This is a genomic window from Alicyclobacillus fodiniaquatilis, assembly GCF_042678105.1.
Lineage (GTDB): Bacteria > Bacillota > Bacilli > Alicyclobacillales > Alicyclobacillaceae > Alicyclobacillus > Alicyclobacillus fodiniaquatilis.
Genome location: NZ_JBHUCX010000044.1, coordinates 43178 through 61544 on the forward strand (window position 1 = coordinate 43178; position 18367 = coordinate 61544).

11 protein-coding genes are annotated in these 18367 nt (G+C 51.0%); all 11 read right to left on the reverse strand.

Going from position 1 to position 18367, the window contains the following annotated elements:
• Positions 1-50: 50 nt before the first annotated feature.
• On the reverse strand, positions 51-8135 hold the full coding sequence (locus ACFSB2_RS15700; protein ID WP_377944038.1) for a glycoside hydrolase family 94 protein: 8085 nt from the start codon (positions 8133-8135) through the stop codon (positions 51-53).
• Positions 8136-8551: 416 nt separating this feature from the next.
• Entirely contained in the window at positions 8552-9034 is a 483-nt protein-coding gene (locus tag ACFSB2_RS15705; RefSeq protein ID WP_377944039.1) for a DnaJ domain-containing protein, read from the reverse strand.
• Positions 9035-9070: 36 nt separating this feature from the next.
• Positions 9071-9499 carry a hypothetical protein gene (locus ACFSB2_RS15710; RefSeq protein WP_377944040.1) on the reverse strand — a complete coding sequence of 143 codons (429 nt, stop codon included), beginning with the start codon at positions 9497-9499 and terminating at the stop codon, positions 9071-9073.
• A gap of 24 nt (positions 9500-9523) precedes the next feature.
• A complete protein-coding gene (locus ACFSB2_RS15715; RefSeq protein ID WP_377944041.1) occupies positions 9524-10063 on the reverse strand; it encodes an NAD(P)H-dependent oxidoreductase in 540 nt (179 codons plus the stop codon).
• Between the two features lie 44 nt (positions 10064-10107).
• Positions 10108-10755 (reverse strand): HlyD family secretion protein, encoded by a 648-nt coding sequence (locus ACFSB2_RS15720; protein ID WP_377944042.1) that lies wholly within the window; start codon positions 10753-10755, stop codon positions 10108-10110.
• 61 nt (positions 10756-10816) lie between these two features.
• Positions 10817-12415, reverse strand: coding sequence for an MFS transporter (locus ACFSB2_RS15725; RefSeq protein WP_377944043.1), 1599 nt, complete (start codon positions 12413-12415; stop codon positions 10817-10819).
• Between the two features lie 88 nt (positions 12416-12503).
• Positions 12504-13055, reverse strand: a complete 552-nt coding sequence (locus ACFSB2_RS15730) for a TetR/AcrR family transcriptional regulator (protein WP_377944044.1) — start codon at positions 13053-13055, stop codon at positions 12504-12506.
• A 186-nt stretch (positions 13056-13241) separates the two neighbouring features.
• A complete protein-coding gene (locus ACFSB2_RS15735) occupies positions 13242-14828 on the reverse strand; it encodes a putative polysaccharide biosynthesis protein (protein WP_377944045.1) in 1587 nt (528 codons plus the stop codon).
• Between the two features lie 188 nt (positions 14829-15016).
• Positions 15017-15904, reverse strand: a complete 888-nt coding sequence (locus tag ACFSB2_RS15740; RefSeq protein ID WP_377944046.1) for a carbohydrate ABC transporter permease — start codon at positions 15902-15904, stop codon at positions 15017-15019.
• 16 nt (positions 15905-15920) lie between these two features.
• Complete coding sequence (locus ACFSB2_RS15745; RefSeq protein WP_377944047.1) at positions 15921-16805, reverse strand: carbohydrate ABC transporter permease; 885 nt, start codon at positions 16803-16805, stop codon at positions 15921-15923.
• An 18-nt stretch (positions 16806-16823) separates the two neighbouring features.
• Positions 16824-18155 carry an ABC transporter substrate-binding protein gene (locus ACFSB2_RS15750; protein ID WP_377944048.1) on the reverse strand — a complete coding sequence of 444 codons (1332 nt, stop codon included), beginning with the start codon at positions 18153-18155 and terminating at the stop codon, positions 16824-16826.
• Between the last annotated feature and the right edge of the window lie 212 nt (positions 18156-18367).

The following is an 18367-nucleotide window of genomic DNA, read 5'->3' on the forward strand; positions in this document are numbered from 1 at the left end:
TCCGCAAAACTGCAGACAGGCGCGCCATTTTACTTTGGCGCGCCTGTGCGTCATCCCACTGTTCCGAGTTCCGCCCTTGCGGCGTACACAACGACTTCATGCGTCTGGCCATCGTCCGTGAGCGGCAAATAGTCCGTGTGCAACACCTGTCCATCCAACGTCCAACGGGCTGGCTCCGTTTCACCACTGTGACAATCCACCTGAATGTGGTACGTCGCCTTGCCGAGACGGTACGCCACGCGAAACGAATTCCAGTGCTCGGGTACGCATGGTTGAACATACAATCTGTCGCCACGGCGTCTGACACCCAACACATACTCAAGCCCAGCCTGATACATCCATCCGGCCGCACCGGTGTACCACGACCATCCGGCACGCCCTCTGTGTGGATCCGCCGTGTAAATGTCGGCTGACATCACATACGGTTCGCAGCCAAATTGCAGGACCTCGCGCGCAGTTTCCGTGTGGGTAATCGGGTTTAACAGGGTGAACAAGGCCCACGCCTTGTCGCGACGACCTAATTTTGCCCAGGCACAGATGCTCCAGATGACCCCGTGCGTATATTGGCCGCCATTTTCCCGGATGCCCGGCGGATATCCCTGAATATACCCAGGGCTGGGCGACGTCTTGTCAAACGCCGGCGTCAAAAGCCGCGCCAGCCGCAACCGCGCATCCACCAGTTCGCGATCAAAGGATCGCATCGCTCTTGCCTGACGTTCGGCTGGCGCGCCATCAGAAATGACCGACCAGGATTGCGCAATCGCATCAATGCGACACTCTTTGTCCTCGATGGAGCCCAACCAGGTGCCACTGTCGGTAAACGCCCGCCGGAACCAAGCACCATCCCAGGCGTGTTGATTCAAGTTCTGTTCAAGTTCGCGCAAAATCGCCTCGTGTTTCTGTCGCCAATCCACGGGGATTCGCTCATCTTCCATCTGACAAAAGCGCTTCAGGATATCGACAATAAACCAGCCGAGCCAGACGCTTTCGCCCCGCCCTTTGGCGCCCACACGGCTCATGCCATCGTTCCAGTCACCAATCCCCATCAGGGGCAACCCGTGCTCACCCAATTGCAAGCCGCGCTCGATGGCCCGCAAACAGTGCTCCAGTATCGTGCCCGTTTCATCCGCCACGCGCGTTTCCTCATAGCGCTCCAATTCACCTTCATGTAGCGGATCGCTCACTAAAAAGGGCACCGTCTCATCCAATACGCGCTGATCGCCTGTATGTTCGATATAGCGGGAGACCGCGTAAGGCAACCACAGCAAGTCATCGGAAAACCGCGTGCGAATCCCTTTGCCCGTCTCCTCGTGCCACCAGTGCTGCACGTCTCCTGCCTGATACTGATGTTGTGCATTGCGCAAGATCTGACGACGCGTGATGGTCGAGTCGGCATGCAGCATCGCCAACGAATCCTGGAGTTGATCTCGATAGCCAAACGCGCCGCCAGCCTGATAAAAGGCGGTTCTGCCCCACATCCGGCAAGCCAACGCCTGGTACAAGAGCCAACCGTTCATCAGCACATCCATTTTTCGATCCGGCGTCTCCACCACGACGCGCCCCAGCAGGTCGTCCCAGTACGCAGTCACCGCTGTGACGGTTTGCGCGTAAGCCGCCTCATGCTGGTATTTCGCAACCAGCTCCTGTGCGTCATCCTGCGAGTTTGTGCACCCTAGAAGGACAAATAGCGTCACTTCTTCGTCGGGGGGCAGTTCAATCTCCGTTTGAATCGCACCGCAGGCATTAAAAGCTGTGCCATCGCGTCCAGACAGCGCATCGTCGAACAAGGCTGCTGGCGATGACAGCGATCCGCCACGCCCGAGAAAATCACGCCTGTCCCCGGTATACGACATACGCCTTGATGCCTTGTCATCCTGCCCATCCGCAAACATGTGCAAAAACGCAGTTGCCTCACGAAATACTTCCTGATACGTGTTATGCGCGAACAGTGTGTTCGTGTCTTCATCCCACTTCGTGATGATAAAGGGCGCTTGTGGCGCCCGTTTTACACCGAGTATCCACTCTGCATAATAGGTCGCCTGCAGACGCCTTGGCTTGTCTGTCGTATTTCGCAATTTCAACCGCATCAGTTTGATTGGATCCGCCAGCGGAACCACGACCTCCAGTTGATGCTCAATGCCGACATGTGCGCTCTCAAAGCGACTGTAACCGTGACCGTGTGTGACGGTGTAGGGCGCCGTTCCCCCCGCTGGCTTTGGCGTCGCTGACCAAAGCGCATCTGTCTCCATATCGCGCAAATAGAGACATTCCCCTGGCGGATCGAGCACAGGGTCATTGCTCCAGGGCGTCAATTTGCATTCACTGCCATTGCGCCACCAACTGTAGCCAGTTCCAAGCTCTGTCATCAAACAGCCAAACACCTGGTTCGCCAAGATGTTGCTCCAGGGTCGCGGCAAATCGTGGCCATGGACAACCCGAATCTGATATGCCTTGCCGTCTTCGACAAAACTGCCCCACTCGTTGTCAAACTCTCCGCCCTCGCCTTGATGTGTATGCACAGGCGCCAAATGCTCTTGCACGGGCGCTGGCGTCTGCTCCACACCGGAACGACGGCTGGGCGCTTGCCCATCCACCTGCAACTGCGCGCGCAAACTCGGGCCATTTGCCTGCAAAATGACGCGCGAGACAGCGAACATCAACGTCTGCTCCGCTTGAGACAACGTATGGCGCTTGAGGACATACAGATGATTCGCCTCGCTGATGCCCCGCGCAGCCAAAGCCGCACGCAAGCGGTTGGGCAACTCATCCTGGTAGCCGCCTTTGGTCTCATCCAGCACCACCAAGTCAAGCTCCAAGCCGAGCGCGCACAAGTACTGATGCTGCCTTGCCAAGAGTACGACAAACGGCAAATCGGCCAAGTTGGCAATCCGCACCATGCCAATCGGCAAATCCCCGCTCATGCCACGCGACCAAAGAGAAGATTGGCCAAGCTCATTTCGAGCGATGGCCTCGCGGCGTTCCTTCGACAATGGCGGCGTATACAGCAAGCGGGCGGCAAGTAAATGGGCAGCAGCCGCTTGGCGCGCCGTCAGATGCAAATGGCGCAAATCGATTTGACTGCGCACCCAAGCCAAGTGGAACGCCCTGTCCGCCTGGCGCGGCTCGCGCAGCCGATGGATGATTTCCTTCGCATCATCGAGATCGTCCGCCACGCCTGTCACCACATAGACGGATGCCGACTCGCCTGGCGCCAGACGCAGGCGACGACGCATGACAAATGCGGGATCCGCCACCGAGCCTACCGAACCAGCGAGTCGCGTCACCATCGCTTGTGGTGCAGCAAGCCCGTATCCTCGGCCAATAAACGCCGCCCTGTCGGTCTCAAACTCGTATGCGCCCGTTTCGTCCTTATCGACGTAGACGGTGTGCACCGCCCAAGTTTCTTTTTCGTCCTCTTCACGAGATCGCCGTTTGGCGACGAGACATTCGGAAGCTTCATCGTGACTGGTCTCGACAAACAGTTTGCTAAAGGCCGGATGACTGTCATCGGCCGAAGGCGTGGCCAAGGCCAATTCGAGAAAAGAAGTCACTTCAATCGTCTTTTCCTCGTCCCCTTGGTTCACCAGGCGCACGCGCCTGATCTCCGCATCGACTTCGGGCGAGACCACGACATCGAGCTTGCCTGTCATATCGCCGACACGCCCTTCGTATGTCGTCTTGTCCAACTGAAAGACACTCATGGCATCTGTCGTCCGCGCACACGGGAACTCAGTTGCACTCCACGTCTTATCCTCGGTGACATCGTGGATGTACAGCGCCGGTCCCCAATTGTCCAGCACCGGATCTTCCCGCCACCGCGTCACAGCAAGCCCCTTCCAACGCAAAAAACCACTGCCTGTATTGGTGGTAACACTTGTCATCGCGCCGTTGGAAAGCACATTGACCTCTGGCACAGGCGTCGGTTCCCTGTAAACCCGCTCGGCATCGTCACGGTGGCCATCCATGTCCGGCAATTTCACTTCAAACCCAGACGGGTTCTTCAACAATGTCGCCTTGATGGGCACACGTTCCTGCAAGAGCAAATCGGTCGCTTGCACACGCGGATCCTGATGGAAGCGATCCACCGCTGACGTCGGCAGCAGCAAATTCGCCAGTGTCAGCATACTCATGCCTTGGTGATGAGCCATAAAACTTTGAATCACCTGGTGCCGCAGTCCCTTGGGCAGTCGCGCACCCGTAAAATCAACCGCTTCATAGAAGCCGTATTTCCCTCTTGCGCCGAGTTCGACCAGATCATCCAAGGCCTTCAAACCCGCCTCACCCGCATACGGCAGAGACAAGATGGTCGCATACGGCGCAATCACAAGGTCGCGCTCCATGCCTCGGTCAAAGCCAAGGCCTGGCACCCCAAAGGCCTGATACTGATAATTCATTTGATAGTCAAACGCGTAATAGCCGCTTTCCGAGATGCCCAAAGGCACGCCCCGATCACGCGCGTACATCGCTTGGCGATGAACCACGCCGCGATACGTGCTCTCCCAAATGGCGTTCTTGTAAGTGCGCATCACAAGCCAAGGCATCAGATATTCAAACATCGTGCCCGACCAGGACAACAGCGTCTTGTGCCCACCTGTACGCGTCATCGTGCGCCCCAAAGCAAACCAGTGCGAAACTGGCACCTGCCCCAGCGCGATGGCCACGAAGCTCGCCTGTCTCGCCTCCGAAGCCAACAAGTCGTACAGCACAGTCTCTTTGCGGCGGTCATCCACGTGGTAGCCAAGACTAAAGAGACGAGCGTCAGCATCATACAACACGTAAAAATCAGTCGCTTCGACCAAGCGCTCAATTCGATGCGCCAACGCCACAAACGCTTCGCCAAGTGTCGTTTCACTTGCGGCCAAATCGCGTAACCCCTGCGCCACCACCATCAGATACGCCACAAAATTGCCCGAATCGACGGTCGAGATATAGCGCGGCGCAAGCGGCGCAGCTTTGGTCGTGTCGTACCAGTTGTATAGATGGCCATGCCATTTGTCGAGCGTTTCCACGGTGGCAATGGTCTGCTCCAGTCGCAGCAGCATCTCCTCACTGTCAATGAACGCAAAATCCCGCGCCGCCAGCACACAGGCCAGGTACAGGCCAATGTTGGTCGGCGAGGTCCGGTGCGCAATCGTCTCCGTCGGATGATACTGCACATTGTCCGGTGGCAAATGGCTGTCCTGATCCGTCACATAGTGATGGTAAAACTGCCACGTTTCACGCGCCAGTTCAGTAAGCTCCGTCTCTGATTGCTTGACCCAGGCATGTGTCTCGGCGCGCACGGGTTGATTGAGCGCCCGAATCGCTGGCCACGCCAACAGCCACAGAATTGTGCCGACGATGGTCACAATACGCCCACCCGGATGTGCAAACAGCATCCCCAACACAAGGTACAACAGCATCGCCACATAGCCTGCCGTTTGATAGACAAAAGTGCGCACGCCAGATTTTGTTCGTTCCACATGCGCAGACGGTGTCCACTCCAACAGCCTTCGTTTGCTGACAAAAACGCGATACAAAGTGCGCGCAATCGCGTCCGCCGCCAGCACAGCCTGAAACGGCAACGTGAGGATTTGCACGATGCTTTGCAGCAACCCAACGCCGATGACAGACCAATTCCCTTGCTTAAACGCAGAGGCCAATGCGCGAATCAACGGCAGGATGAGTGTCAACAAAACAGCGCCTTCCCAAACCACAACACGCCCCGGCAAAGCGCATATCCCCAACAGCGCCACGACAAACAAAACTGGGTGCAACAAGCTGCGGCGCAAATTGTCAATCATCTGCCAACGTGTGAGCCCGTCTAAGTCAACCCGCTCACTTTGCCCCAAGCGGTCGCACACGCGCCGCCCCAGCCATTTGATCAACTGCCAATCGCCGCGAATCCAGCGATGTGTTCTTCTCTGCGCGGCGTAATAAGTCGCCGGAAAATCATCCACGACTTCAATGTCAGCCGCGAGGCCAGCGCGCAGAAAGCCCCCTTCTAACAAATCGTGGCTCAAAATTTGATTGTCTGGAATTCGATTGACCAGCGTGCTCCGAAAAGCGGCAACGTCAAAAATTCCCTTGCCGACAAAAATCCCCTGACCAAACAGATCCTGATATGGATCTGAGACGGCGAACGCATACGGGTCAATGCCTGGCGCGCCTGCCCACAACGCCGCAAAGCGCGATTGTTGTGTCGACTGATAACTGACGCCAATGCGCGGCTGCAGGACGCCATATCCCTCAATAACCCTTGTCCCCGCTTGATTCATCCGCGGGCGGTTGTACGGCAAATGGATGGTCGCCACAAGCCGCGCGGCGACGCCAATCGGCAATTGCGTGTCGAGATCGACCGTGCACACATAGCGAATGTCGGACAAAATGCGCGTTTCACCGCACACCGTGGTAAAGGTGGTCTTTGTACTGCCCGAAAGCAACTCGACGAACTCCACCAATTTGCCGCGTTTGCGCTCCCAGCCCATGTATGTCTTTTCCGGTTCGTTCAAACGCCGTTCCCGGTGAAACAGAAAAAATTTGTCGTGGCCATGGCGCGCGTTCAATTGTTCAATTTGTTCGACGGCAAAATCCAGAATCTGTTTGTCCGTTTCTGCTGTCGCGGTAGACGCATCCTCAAAATCGGCCAAAATCGCAAAATGCAAATGGTCTTGACGATTGCCGAAATAGTGTACCAAAAGCCGTTCGACAACCTCCTTTACTTCGTCCACCGAGGTCCAAAGCACCGGCATCACGACCATCGTGCGCGCATCTTCAGGCACCTCCTCCGAAAAATCGTAACGAAGGAGTCCCTTCGGCCGACAACACTTCATGATCAGCGCATGCACCAACGCCACGGACCACTCACTGGTGGGAATGAGCAGGGCGATGACGATGGCAACCCACGAAATGGGACGTGCCACCAACCCATATCCAGCCCAGACGCCAGCGAGGATGACGAGCGCGATGCACAATAAGACTGTGCTTGTGATATACACGGAAAACGCCCGTTCGCGCAGACGCAGATGCGGCAGTCGCCGGGGCCGGGCGGATGTTGCGAGCGCGGACCGCAACATTTCCATTCCTTCTGGTTCAAGCAAATAGTACGCGAGAAAGGTCACGCGCGCTGAACCAGCTTGCTCACGCGCATCTTCCTGCCGCTCACCTGCCAAACGGACGACCGTTGCCGCGACCAGCGTTTCCGGCACGCGAAGTTTGTCCGCCACATAGGCCACCCGTTGTCGCAACTGATCCCGGCTGGCGAAGTCCAATTGCGTATAGACACCTGTCTTGTCCTTTGCGAGCAAGTGGTCGATGTGAGAGATATGCTCAAACGTCACACGCCACGGCAAACGTTCGAGCCGGTGCAGACTTTGCACGAGATTGCCACAGGTCACTTGTAGCTGCGCTTGCAGTTGATGTTCATAGGACACCATTTGAGACAGACTTTTTTCGCCATTTTCCAAATGGACGGCAAGCCAATCGTGAACCACCTGAATGTCCGGTTTCCACTCTTGAATATGGCGCACCAGATGGACGATTTCCGGCGCGGTTAACGTCCGATTGCGCGTCTCATGCTCCAACAGCGCGCGGACGTCCATTTCCGACAGCGGCTCTGCGCCCAACCGTCCAAGCAAGTTGGCCACAGACTCACACACTTCGTGGCGATGGCGCACTTCAACCATGGCGTCTGCCAAACGGTGGATGATCATCACACGCATCGCGGATGGCAATGCCCATGTTTCCGCCAATTTGAGCACAGTCACATCTTGATAGGCCATCAGATATGTTTCAAACGACGTTACATCATATATCCCATCTACTTGTTCCAAGTAATCGTTACAAATCGCCTCTATACGCGGTTGACCACTTTCTTGCAAGCGTGGCAAACGATTCAATGTCTCGCGCGGCAATTCACTTTTGACGACTTGCGCTTGTTTTTCAATAAAATCAATGTGATCCAATAACCAATCTTCCGCAGGTTGCGTACATTCTGCACGCCCCCGTCCGAGCAGCTCGGCGAATAGGCGCAGGCTGTCAATGTCGGATCGAAAGCTGGGCCAAAAACGGTGTCCGCCATTACTTGCTGATCCCAACTCGTGCGTCAGCGCCTGCTCTCTCGCCCGTTTTTGTAGTTGTTCCTTGTTGAGAATCATGGGGCCTCCCGATTGTCCGTCAATCTTGTCAGTCAGTTGAAAATGAACATGATTGCAACTGAATTCCAACTGAGCCGACAAAATCAGCACTCTAGGAAAATATCCCCTGTTTCCACTTGTTTTATAAGTTCATGACGCACGATTTTATGAAAACGGACCTGCCGATCATTTTGTGCAAGCGATTTCAAAACCTGCTGTTACGGTGATTTGTTTTGTTATGATGCATTCCATATTTGATGAATAAAAATCGGGGCAATTCGTTCCTATTTTCCAGATGGAGCTCTATTTGAAGGAATTGGCGTCGAGCCGGATATCCCTGTCAACTTTACGAGAGATGACTATTACAAAGACAGGGATCCAGTGTTATTAAAAGCATTGGATATGGCCCGAACCTTTAGTCATTCTAAAATGTAAATTCATCCAATTCCCCCCACTAAAACTAACGCAATAAAGATGATAACGAAAGCGCAGACAATCATCAGCACTAACATTAAATTCAATTGGAACTGCTTATTGTCTATTTCTTTATTTGGATGATCCGGTTCTCGAGACTCATGCTCAATTTGAGTAATCTCGTGCTTTTTCAATGTTAAATCATAGGTTCGACGCGAATGTGGATCCGAGAGAACCCGATAAGCGTGGTTAATCGATTTAAACACTTCCGCTGCGTGCACGTCGCCCGGGTTCTTGTCGGGATGCCACATTTTCGTCAGTGGATATCGGTGCTTCAAATCGTGCAAGGAGTCATCCTGACTGATGCCAAAAATGTCGTAATACGTAGCATCTAACCGATTTTTACACATGCCACATACAGCCTGATGCAGTTTTTCAGGGTTCACCCTGTTCATGGTACGACAAAAAGGACAAACGTGAATTACTTGGCCTTCATCATGGTCCATCAAGCACACATCCGTTAGCCGTTAATGGTGATTGCGTCACTCTTCTTTATTTTGCATCGAACGCAGCGCCGAACGGTATACTTCATCTTCGCTCACATTTTCTTGTTGTGCTGACTTCTCGAATTCTCTTGGTTCATCTGGTTTGAGTTTTTGACGTAAGGCCATCCGGTAATGTCCGTCTGGCATCCTGTTATCAGAAATCGTGCTTTCTGAACGAGACAGCGCTTTGCGAGGCGGCTGACCATTCGGCTCTTCAATGGGCATCTCTGTTGTGCTCTGAACCGGTGATTCTGGCTCAACAGCGAGTGTGTCTGCTTGTCTCGTCACTTCTTGTGTTTGTTCCATGTGTTTTTTGTCGTTTGTTTGGTGTTCCTTTTCTTCACGTTTCATGAAGCGAAGGTTCAGAACGACGATGAGTATACAGACAATGACGATAACAAGGACAAATACCGTTAAAAACCCCATACATGTCACCCCTTTTCGGAGTACTTATCCCACCATCTTGGCAGTAATTTCAGCAACTCTTCTCCCTAAAGCTCTGCCCAGGGCCAAATCAGTTTCAGTAGGCATATTCAGCGGTGCATCTTCAGAAAGCTCAACGGGGCAAGTAATACCGACCCCATAGTAAGAACCGTACATCACATTTTCTGGAACATTTGGTGGTAGTCCAACAATAATCATGCCGTTATGCAACATCGGCGTGATGAGATTCCAAAGTGTCATTTCGATACCGCCATGCACCGTCGCTGTCGTACAAAAAGCAGCGCCAACCTTGCCCACCAATGCGCCCTGCGCCCAAAGATAACCCAGTTTGTCGATCCACTGCTTAAGGTCAGAGCTGATGGTGCCAAAGTGTCCTGGGCAGCCCCAGATGATGGCATCCACGTCCGTTAATTCTCGAATATCCGCTGCACGCACGTGACGAAGAAGGACATCAGTCCCCGTTCCTACCTGTGCACCTTCGGCAACCGCTTTAGCCAATGCTTCTGTGTGTCCAATTTCACTGTCATACACTACATATATTTTCATCATGCATCCTCCATCTAATGAAAACTAGTCGCACCTCGTGTACATTACCTGTGTATACGAACAGTTGCACTCATACCTGGAACTAGACCGCTTGGTACCCCTTGTAGCGCAATCGTAACGGGAATCACTTGCGTCACTTTCGTGAAATTGGCATTTGTGCTGTCTGATGGAACCAGAGAAAATGAGGAAGCTGTCGCCAGACCAATTTGACTGACAGTGCCTGTAATGGAGGTGCCCGGATATGCATCTACATAAACGTCGACGGCGTCGCCAACCTTAACATCTTGGATCTCTGTTTCTTTAATGTTTGCAGTGACATACAGATTGTTCATGTTGTACGCAACAGCAAGTGGCGTTCCAGCAGCGACAAATTCATTTGTTACAGCATCGTCTTGGGCAATTGTGCCATCTTGCGGCGTCTTGATGTTGATATCCTCCGTTTTATTGCCGCTTGTGACTTCGACTTTTCCAACTGTTCCTCCAGAACTGAGGTTAGTTCCAACTGCGCCATTCCAGGATACAAGCTTTCCCGTTGTCGGTGCAGAAATTGTGATCTGTTGTCCCGTTACCTGTGCATCATCTGTCTTTAAGTACAACGTTGATTGATTATAGAAGTAGTAGCCAACGAATCCAGCAATTAAAACCACCAAAATCAGTACGACATTTACGATCAACAAGCGTCCAGATTTCATATAGATAATTCCTCCCAAATCATTCCTGTGATATATCATTTCTTGAGCGTGGCGTACGAGATCATCCTATTTTAGGTTTTTCCAACAGCCCCCTAACTTCCCTAGTAAAAATTCTTGGTTTTTCCGCTAAACGCCTAACTCTTCCAGTAGAAATCATCAAAATAGATAACACAACTATGATAAAACCCATGATCAGACAAATCTTATATATATCAGAAGCAGTATCTATCGTCGCCACATCGGTTTGGGTTTTGACAATCGTCTGAATCGCCATGTTTTTAGCTTCAGCAAACGGAAATCCTAATGCTTCATTGTGTACAGTCATTTTTTGTATCTCAATCTGAAGATATGGATTATCCATTGAGAGTGCCCAAGTATTTTTTGATAGATGAATGGTGGATAGCCTACTCACAATCCAAGTAAATAACGGCGCAATGGTACTAAAGAAAAACAATCTGAAACTTTGGACAATCGCCATCGTCTCCGGAAGTGCGCTCGGCGGTGCGCCTAAAGCCGCCCCCAAAAGGCCTGCAGCTAACGTCAACCCCGTCCCAAAACCAAGTAACACCAATTGCCAACTCAAACTAGAAAGCGTTGTGTTTATTTGAATCCAACCCCAATGATAATCTACTGCGATGAGGCAACATCCTCCAATCAGCGCTAACACACCCGGCCCGAATCTATCGATAAAAATGATTGCAAATAACGCAGAAAGCGCTACACCCAGAAATAAACTAACGTAGAAAAATATAATTGAGGCATCCGAAAACATGTCAACTGATCGCAAGATCGAGTTCACCATTGCCAGAGAAAATATCATTGTTGCGTTACTCGTAAGTGCCAATAACGATCCGATTCGAGCTTTAGGGTATCTTAATAATCTCAGTGATAACAACGGATTTGGCGTGACTAGCTCCTGTATTACAAAGAAACACAAAAATACCGCACAAAAACCGAGTGGAACACCTACTTGAAGATCAGTAAATTGGTGCGCATCGAGATTGCCCATTCCAATCGTCAGTGAAATGCCACTTGCGAATAAACATATCAGTCCATAGTAGTCAAATGTATAAGACGCGCGATTCGGTGCAGGGATTGGAAATTTCCCTGGTAATCCTTTTGCTCCGATGACCAAGCCTAATACTGTACAGAGTCCTGAAATAAGGAAAATCCAGCGCCATGCATCGTGATAAATTGCTAACGCCCCCAAAAAAGGCCCCATCGCAATCGCGCCAAAGAAACCTCCGATAAGTACACCAACCACTCTGTTACGTCGTTCTGCTGGGAATGAATGAATAAGGATCGGGATCATAACCATTAACACAAGTCCTGTCATTGCTCCTTGTACCATTCTGGCAAATGTCAAAACCACTAAGCCATTGGAAACTGTGGCCATCAAAGACGCAAGTGTAAACAGACCTGTTGAGAAGACGTATGTGTTTCGAAATCCAATTTTCCGCGCACAGACCGGACCGATGGGAACAAATACTGCAAACGAGATATTCCCCAGTACAACAGCCCACATTGGAGCGTAGCTCCCAGTGGAAAAACTATCCTGAATTAGGCCCTGTGTGAACATCATAGCCACACTCAACATCAAATTTGGCCCAACGGCCAAAATAGTCAGCAGGCTCAACGCAAAATGCTTCTTGGCATGCATCGGGACACTCCTTTCCAAACACCAATTCATCTAGGAACTTCACTTCCATGCATATGCAAGTAACGCTTGCACAATGAGCAAAAAAAAATTAAATAAAATACTCAATCACAAAATTTTTTACCATTTCCTCAATATATTTGTCTGGTGCAATATCTGTCACCGCATCTCCTAACACAACCTTCAAAAAGGCAAGCCCAAAATTGGGGGTAAGAAACAGAAGTGCCGCTTGTTCTGTGTCTATTTTTTTCATGACACCCTCTGCTTGCATTCGCTCAAAATAAGTCTTTAATATCTGTTTTCCGTTCCTAGGAAGTTGCGCGACCAGTTGCGAGATATCCCCTGTAGAATGCTCCTGTACAAGCGTGACAATGAGGTTGATATTCTCAGCAATATATTTGTACTGGATTTTTGCTGCTGCGAGTAAATCCTGATATATTTCACCTGTTGAACCTTGATTTAATACGAACTCGACTTCCCTGCGGCCGGTAGAGCGACTTTCAATAATTCCTTTAACAATTCCCTCTTTAGATCCGAACTGACGAAATAGTGTCACTTCATTGACACCAGCCGAATCAGCGATCATTTTTGTCGTCGTGTGCCGATAACCACGTTCTGAAAACAGCTTAACACTAGCTTCCAAAATTTTATCACGAGTTTCGTTACGTGTAATTTTCCTCCTCCCCCTTCCTCAATAAGCAAGTGTCACTTACATTAAACCTCAGAAAGAGCAGTACTGCAAGTGTCAATTGCAACTGACACTACATTGAAGGTGTGCCGACCACGGAGCAGTTTTCCAATGTGTTTAAGTCAGCAATCAACATGGCATTTAAGAGATAAACCGCAGCATCCGCAGTATTCTAGAAATCGGATAGCCAATCCACGGGATGCGTTCAATCATCCCGACGCGGATGACCTTGAAGTAAAGCAGCGCGCCGAAGTAGACGACACCGCCTAAAAGCACACTGAGCACAACTTGAATCACGGGAGATACGGCGGCAAGCGACGCGTGAATCTGATGGATGACCAAAGTGGCCATGACCGTCGAGATCATCATCTTCACGAGATTGCCAACGTTAATAGAAATCGAAACATACTTCCGCACGAACCAGAGATGGAGCAACGCGCTGACGATGGCGGTAATGGCCGTTGCCTTGGCAATGCCATAAACGCCATCGCCCGGTTGGCTCACGAAATAGTAAATGCAATACATCCGTATCCCACTCGTGAAGAGCGAGATGGCGGCAGAAAGCGTGGCTTTGTTCAGACCTTGCAAAATGGCCGACAGTGGATCCCGAATGTACATAAAGACACAAATCGGCGCGATATATACCAGCACATTCCCCGCGAGATGGTCGCGATACAACGACGTGGCGAGATCGTTCCCTGATAAAAGGAAGAATGCCGTTGCGGGAAAGGCGATTAAAAAGGTCACCTGTATGACTTGATAAAGCCGACGGCTGACAAGTCTGGCGTTCCGCATGGCCGCCGCCTCGGATACGGCTGGGATGATGACCGAAGAGAGCGAAGAAGAAAATACAGTCGGGAGCAACAGCAATTGGATGCCCATCTCAAATGAACCATACAGTGAAGTCGCGTCCATTTTGGCGATGCCCGCTTTGGCGAATGCGTAGTAGACGATGAAGGGCTGCGCCGCATAAGCCATAATGCCAAGAATATTCCGGATGGTCGTCGGCGCGGCGATGTCCACCAAATCGCGCACAGTTCCTTTGAGCAACTCCGGACGAGCCAGTTGGGCGGTCGCGCTGTCGTTGTAGACCAATTGTCGATCCCGCCGGTAGTAGCACCAGAGCATATACAGATAGCCCGCACCTTCCCCGACAGCGGCGCCAATCATCACAGCTAATGCGCCATACGCAATGCCATGTGGATTCATAAGCAGGATGAGTGGAATGGTCACAAGCGTGCGGACGGCGGTTTCCAGAATCCATGCAATCGCTGGTGGCGTCTGATTCTGAATCCCCATGTAATATCCTGTCATGATGGATGACAGACAAACCAACGGCATGCGAATGAGCGCGCCGACAAAAGGCAGAAAGGCGCGTGGGTCCAACCACTTTGCGCTGATGACTGGCGAAAGCGCGATGGCGCCAACGCAAAAGACGACGGACAACACGGTGACTGTGGTATTGGATATTTTCAATGCGCGTCGTATTTTTGCCAGATTGCCAAGCGCTAGGTTTTCGGCAATCACCTTAGATAGCGCAGGCGGCAACGCCAATGTCGAGATCGTCAACAGCATGTAGAAGATGGGATTGACGGAGCGGAACAGACCAAATCCGCTTGCGCCCAGTTCCCTGGCGACAACGACCTGAATGATCATGCCTAAGATTTTTGTCGAGACACTGGCTGTTCCAAGCACCATTGCACCGCGCATAAATGATTGTTTTGCCATCGCTTTGCCCTCTTATCCCTGGTAAGTTGTCCACACATTCTCCAGGTACAAGTTATGACGTTGCGATTCGATAAATGCCATTTGAAATTGCCAAATGTGGAAGAGCGGATAATGCACAACACAAAACCACTGGGGGTATGTGACATGAAATACCCCCAGTGGCTTTTACTTGAGATACGACGTCTGACTCAGCCTTTTACCGCTCCGGCCGTCACGCCATTGACAAAATATTTTTGCCCGACAATACACAAAGCGATCAAAACGGGAATGGACATCAGAAAAGCGCCCGTGATCGGCGAGGCAAAATCGATTTTATAGGGGTTATTCAACGTAGTGATGCCCACGGCCAACGTCATTCTCGATTCGGACGAAAGATAAATCAAAGGGCCGATATAGTCGTTCCAGGAACCCATGAACGTCAAGATGCCGACAATGCCGATGGCGCTTCGCGCCAAAGGGAAGGCAATACGCAAATAGGTCCCGAATTCGGAGCATCCATCTACCCGCGCGCTGTCGTACATCTCACGGGGAATGGACACCATGATTTGACGGATGAGAAAGACGGAAAAAGCCGATACGGAGCCAGGCAATATCAGGGGCCAGAACGTATTGAGCCAATGCCAGGAGCGAAACATCATAAACGAAGGCACAATGGTCAGCTGCGCAGGGACCATCATGGTGATGAGCATGGCGATAAACAGCCCATTTTTCCACTTGAAGTCGTACCGGGCAAACCCGAACGCCACGAGGGAATTAAAGACAATCGCCAGAATGGTCACGGATAACGAGATGATCAAACTGTTGGCAAACTGCCGCCAAAAGGGAATCCGCGATAACAAATGCGTGATGTTTTGCATCGTTGGATGCAATGGGAACGGATTCAAGGGCTGTCCCGCAATTTCCGCATACGGTTTAAATGAAGTGCCGATCATATAAAGAAAAGGAACCAAAAAGGCCAAGCTCAGTACACAGAGCACAAAAATACCGATGAACATTCGGACTTTTTTCATCGTGATGGGCATTTTGCGTTTTGGCAGATGGATTTGTTTCCCCACCAATTCGTTGTTCACATTCATCATCTCATCTCCCAACTTAGTTTTCTTCTCGCAAACGGAAAAATTTAAGTTGAACGATCCCGATGATGACCAAGATCAGTGTAAACACCCAGCCGACCGCAGCCGAATACCCGTAATTCTCCGCCTGAAAAGCTTGTTGATACAGATATGTCGTGGGAAAGACGAGAGAATCTGCAGGGCCAAATCCCTTTCCAGCCAGCACGAATGCTTCTGTGAACATGTTGTAGGAGCCGAGTATCGCTTGGAACACGATGAAAGCCATGACCGGGCGCATCGCTGGAAGTGTGATATGCCAAAAACTCTGAAATGAATTTGCGCCATCAATTTTGGCTGCTTCCCCCAGATCCTGCGATACATTCTGCAAACCCGCCAAGCAATACAAGATATTGATGCCAAGCGCCCGCCAAATGATGACAATGACCAGCGAAGGCATCGTCCAGTGGGGATCTTGCAACCACTGTACAGAAGGTAAGCCAAATAGCCCAATCAACCGATTGAGCATCCCCACACTCGGATCAAAAATCAAACTGAAGATGACACCGACCGCGACTGCCGAAGTGATATTCGGCGTAAAGAAAAATGTGGCGAAGAACCCTTTATACTTGGCGATTCTGCGCTGATTGATCAAAATGGCCACGCCCATCGCGAGCGGTGTAATAATCAAGAGACTTGCCAGCGCCATTTTCGTTCCATTCCACATAGACTGCCAAAATAGGGCATCGTGGAAAACTTCGATGTAGTGTTTAAAGCCGACAAATGTGAAGTGATCAATCCCGCCTTGAAAGCTCAACCACAGGCCGTACAACGTTGGATAGAATCCAAAAACACCATAGGCGATAAAGAAGATGGAGATGAAAAGATATGGAGCCATCCGTCTTCTTACAGCCGGTTTAATGTACAATTCATCCACCTCCAGGTATCAACTCTTCATCTGCTCTTGGTCAATGTCTTGTTGCAACGCGTTTTTGACCTTGGCCAAAAATTGCGCCGCTGTCAGCTGACCGCTTTCATATTGGAACTCGTATTTTCCCCAGGCATCCCCGACATAGACGCGCCACCACGCCTGGTTCTGGGCGGGCTCGCCGGGAACAAGACTTTTATACAATTCGGCAATGGTCTTGCCATTTGTCTTGCCAAAAAACTTGGCAAATTGATTGTTGGCGTATAGTTTTGGTTGATTGAGCGCGGTCAACAAAGAAGGGAAGTTTTGATCTATCTCGTATTGCTTCACAACGCTGGATGGTGTCAAAAGCGCATATTTGATAAATTCCCAGGCGAGTTGTTTGTTGCTGGAGTATTTGCTGATCATTGTGCCTGTCCCGCCCGAATCTGTGGTGGTTGCCCAGTCGGGTGCACCTTTTGGCATCGGCACGGCGCCCCATTTCCCTTTTAAGGAAGGGACTTGCGCTGCCAATTCAAACGCCCACCAGTCTGGACCGAAAGCAGCGATGTAACGGCCTGTTTTAAACCCGTTCCAAAATTGGAGACCTGTTGGACTGTCTTTGTCCTCAATGCCTTGTTGCTGCCACGAACGCATCATCTGCAGCACCTTCACCGCTTTTGGAGTGTCCAACCCAATCTGGCCGTCTTTCGTGACCACATCGCCGCCGGCCTGCCGCAGCAGCATTTCAAATTCGCCTTCTTGCGTCGTGTCTCCCGTCTGACCACTGGGAAAAATGTAGCGATTGGGACCGGTCAACTTTTTACTTGCCTGGACAAATTGATTCCATGTCTTCAGCTTCGATACGTCGATCCCGGCCTTGGCGTAGAGGTCTTTGCGATAATATAAAGCGCTTACACAGGCAGCATGTTCAACACCGTATATATTGCCATTCACGGTGTAGAGCGCCTGCCGCCCTGGTGATTCAGCGTGGAGTAAGCCACTTTTCTTCATATCGCTGTTGAGTGGCACAAATGGCACGTCGCCGCGCATGAAGTTCGGAAACATCCCCTGCTCCACATCAATGATATCCGGCGCATTCACGCCATTGGATGTCCGCACAATGGTGTACTTCTGCTCCTCCGAATTGTAATCCAACAACTCCACATCAATTTTGACGCCGGGATGCATTTTTTCAAACGAGGGTGCCAACTCGTCATACAGTTGCTGGTAGTCTTGTACAAACGTCCAAATCACCAATGTTTTGGACTTGGCGCTGCTGGCCTGAACTCCGCAGCCGGAAGCCGAAAGCAGGCAAGTTGAGGTTGCAGCAAACAGCATAATCCCTTTCGTGACCATGGATGTGCTCAAACTATCCCCCCTCATCTGGTAAAACCATCATGTTTCAGGGTCAATGACTGGACAGGATGCACAACACGACAAGTAGGTGAAATCAGCTGTGGATACGTGTATTTGGTAATTTATATGTCCATCGCCGAAAAGGCAATGTCCAGAATTTATCGCTTTTTGTCTGTGATTAATATGTTTTTTTTGCCAAACGGCGTGTTATCTGCATGAAAAGG

Excerpts from the sequence above, each read along its gene's own strand:
- ACFSB2_RS15700 (WP_377944038.1), bottom strand. The coding sequence starts at position 8,135 with ATGATTCTCAACAAGGAACAACTACAAAAACGGGCGAGAGAGCAGGCG.
- ACFSB2_RS15705 (WP_377944039.1), bottom strand. The coding sequence starts at position 9,034 with ATGGACCATGATGAAGGCCAAGTAATTCACGTTTGTCCTTTTTGTCGT.
- ACFSB2_RS15710 (WP_377944040.1), bottom strand. The coding sequence starts at position 9,499 with ATGGGGTTTTTAACGGTATTTGTCCTTGTTATCGTCATTGTCTGTATA.
- ACFSB2_RS15715 (WP_377944041.1), bottom strand. The coding sequence starts at position 10,063 with ATGAAAATATATGTAGTGTATGACAGTGAAATTGGACACACAGAAGCA.
- ACFSB2_RS15720 (WP_377944042.1), bottom strand. The coding sequence starts at position 10,755 with ATGAAATCTGGACGCTTGTTGATCGTAAATGTCGTACTGATTTTGGTG.
- ACFSB2_RS15725 (WP_377944043.1), bottom strand. The coding sequence starts at position 12,415 with ATGCATGCCAAGAAGCATTTTGCGTTGAGCCTGCTGACTATTTTGGCC.
- ACFSB2_RS15735 (WP_377944045.1), bottom strand. The coding sequence starts at position 14,828 with ATGGCAAAACAATCATTTATGCGCGGTGCAATGGTGCTTGGAACAGCC.
- ACFSB2_RS15740 (WP_377944046.1), bottom strand. The coding sequence starts at position 15,904 with ATGAATGTGAACAACGAATTGGTGGGGAAACAAATCCATCTGCCAAAA.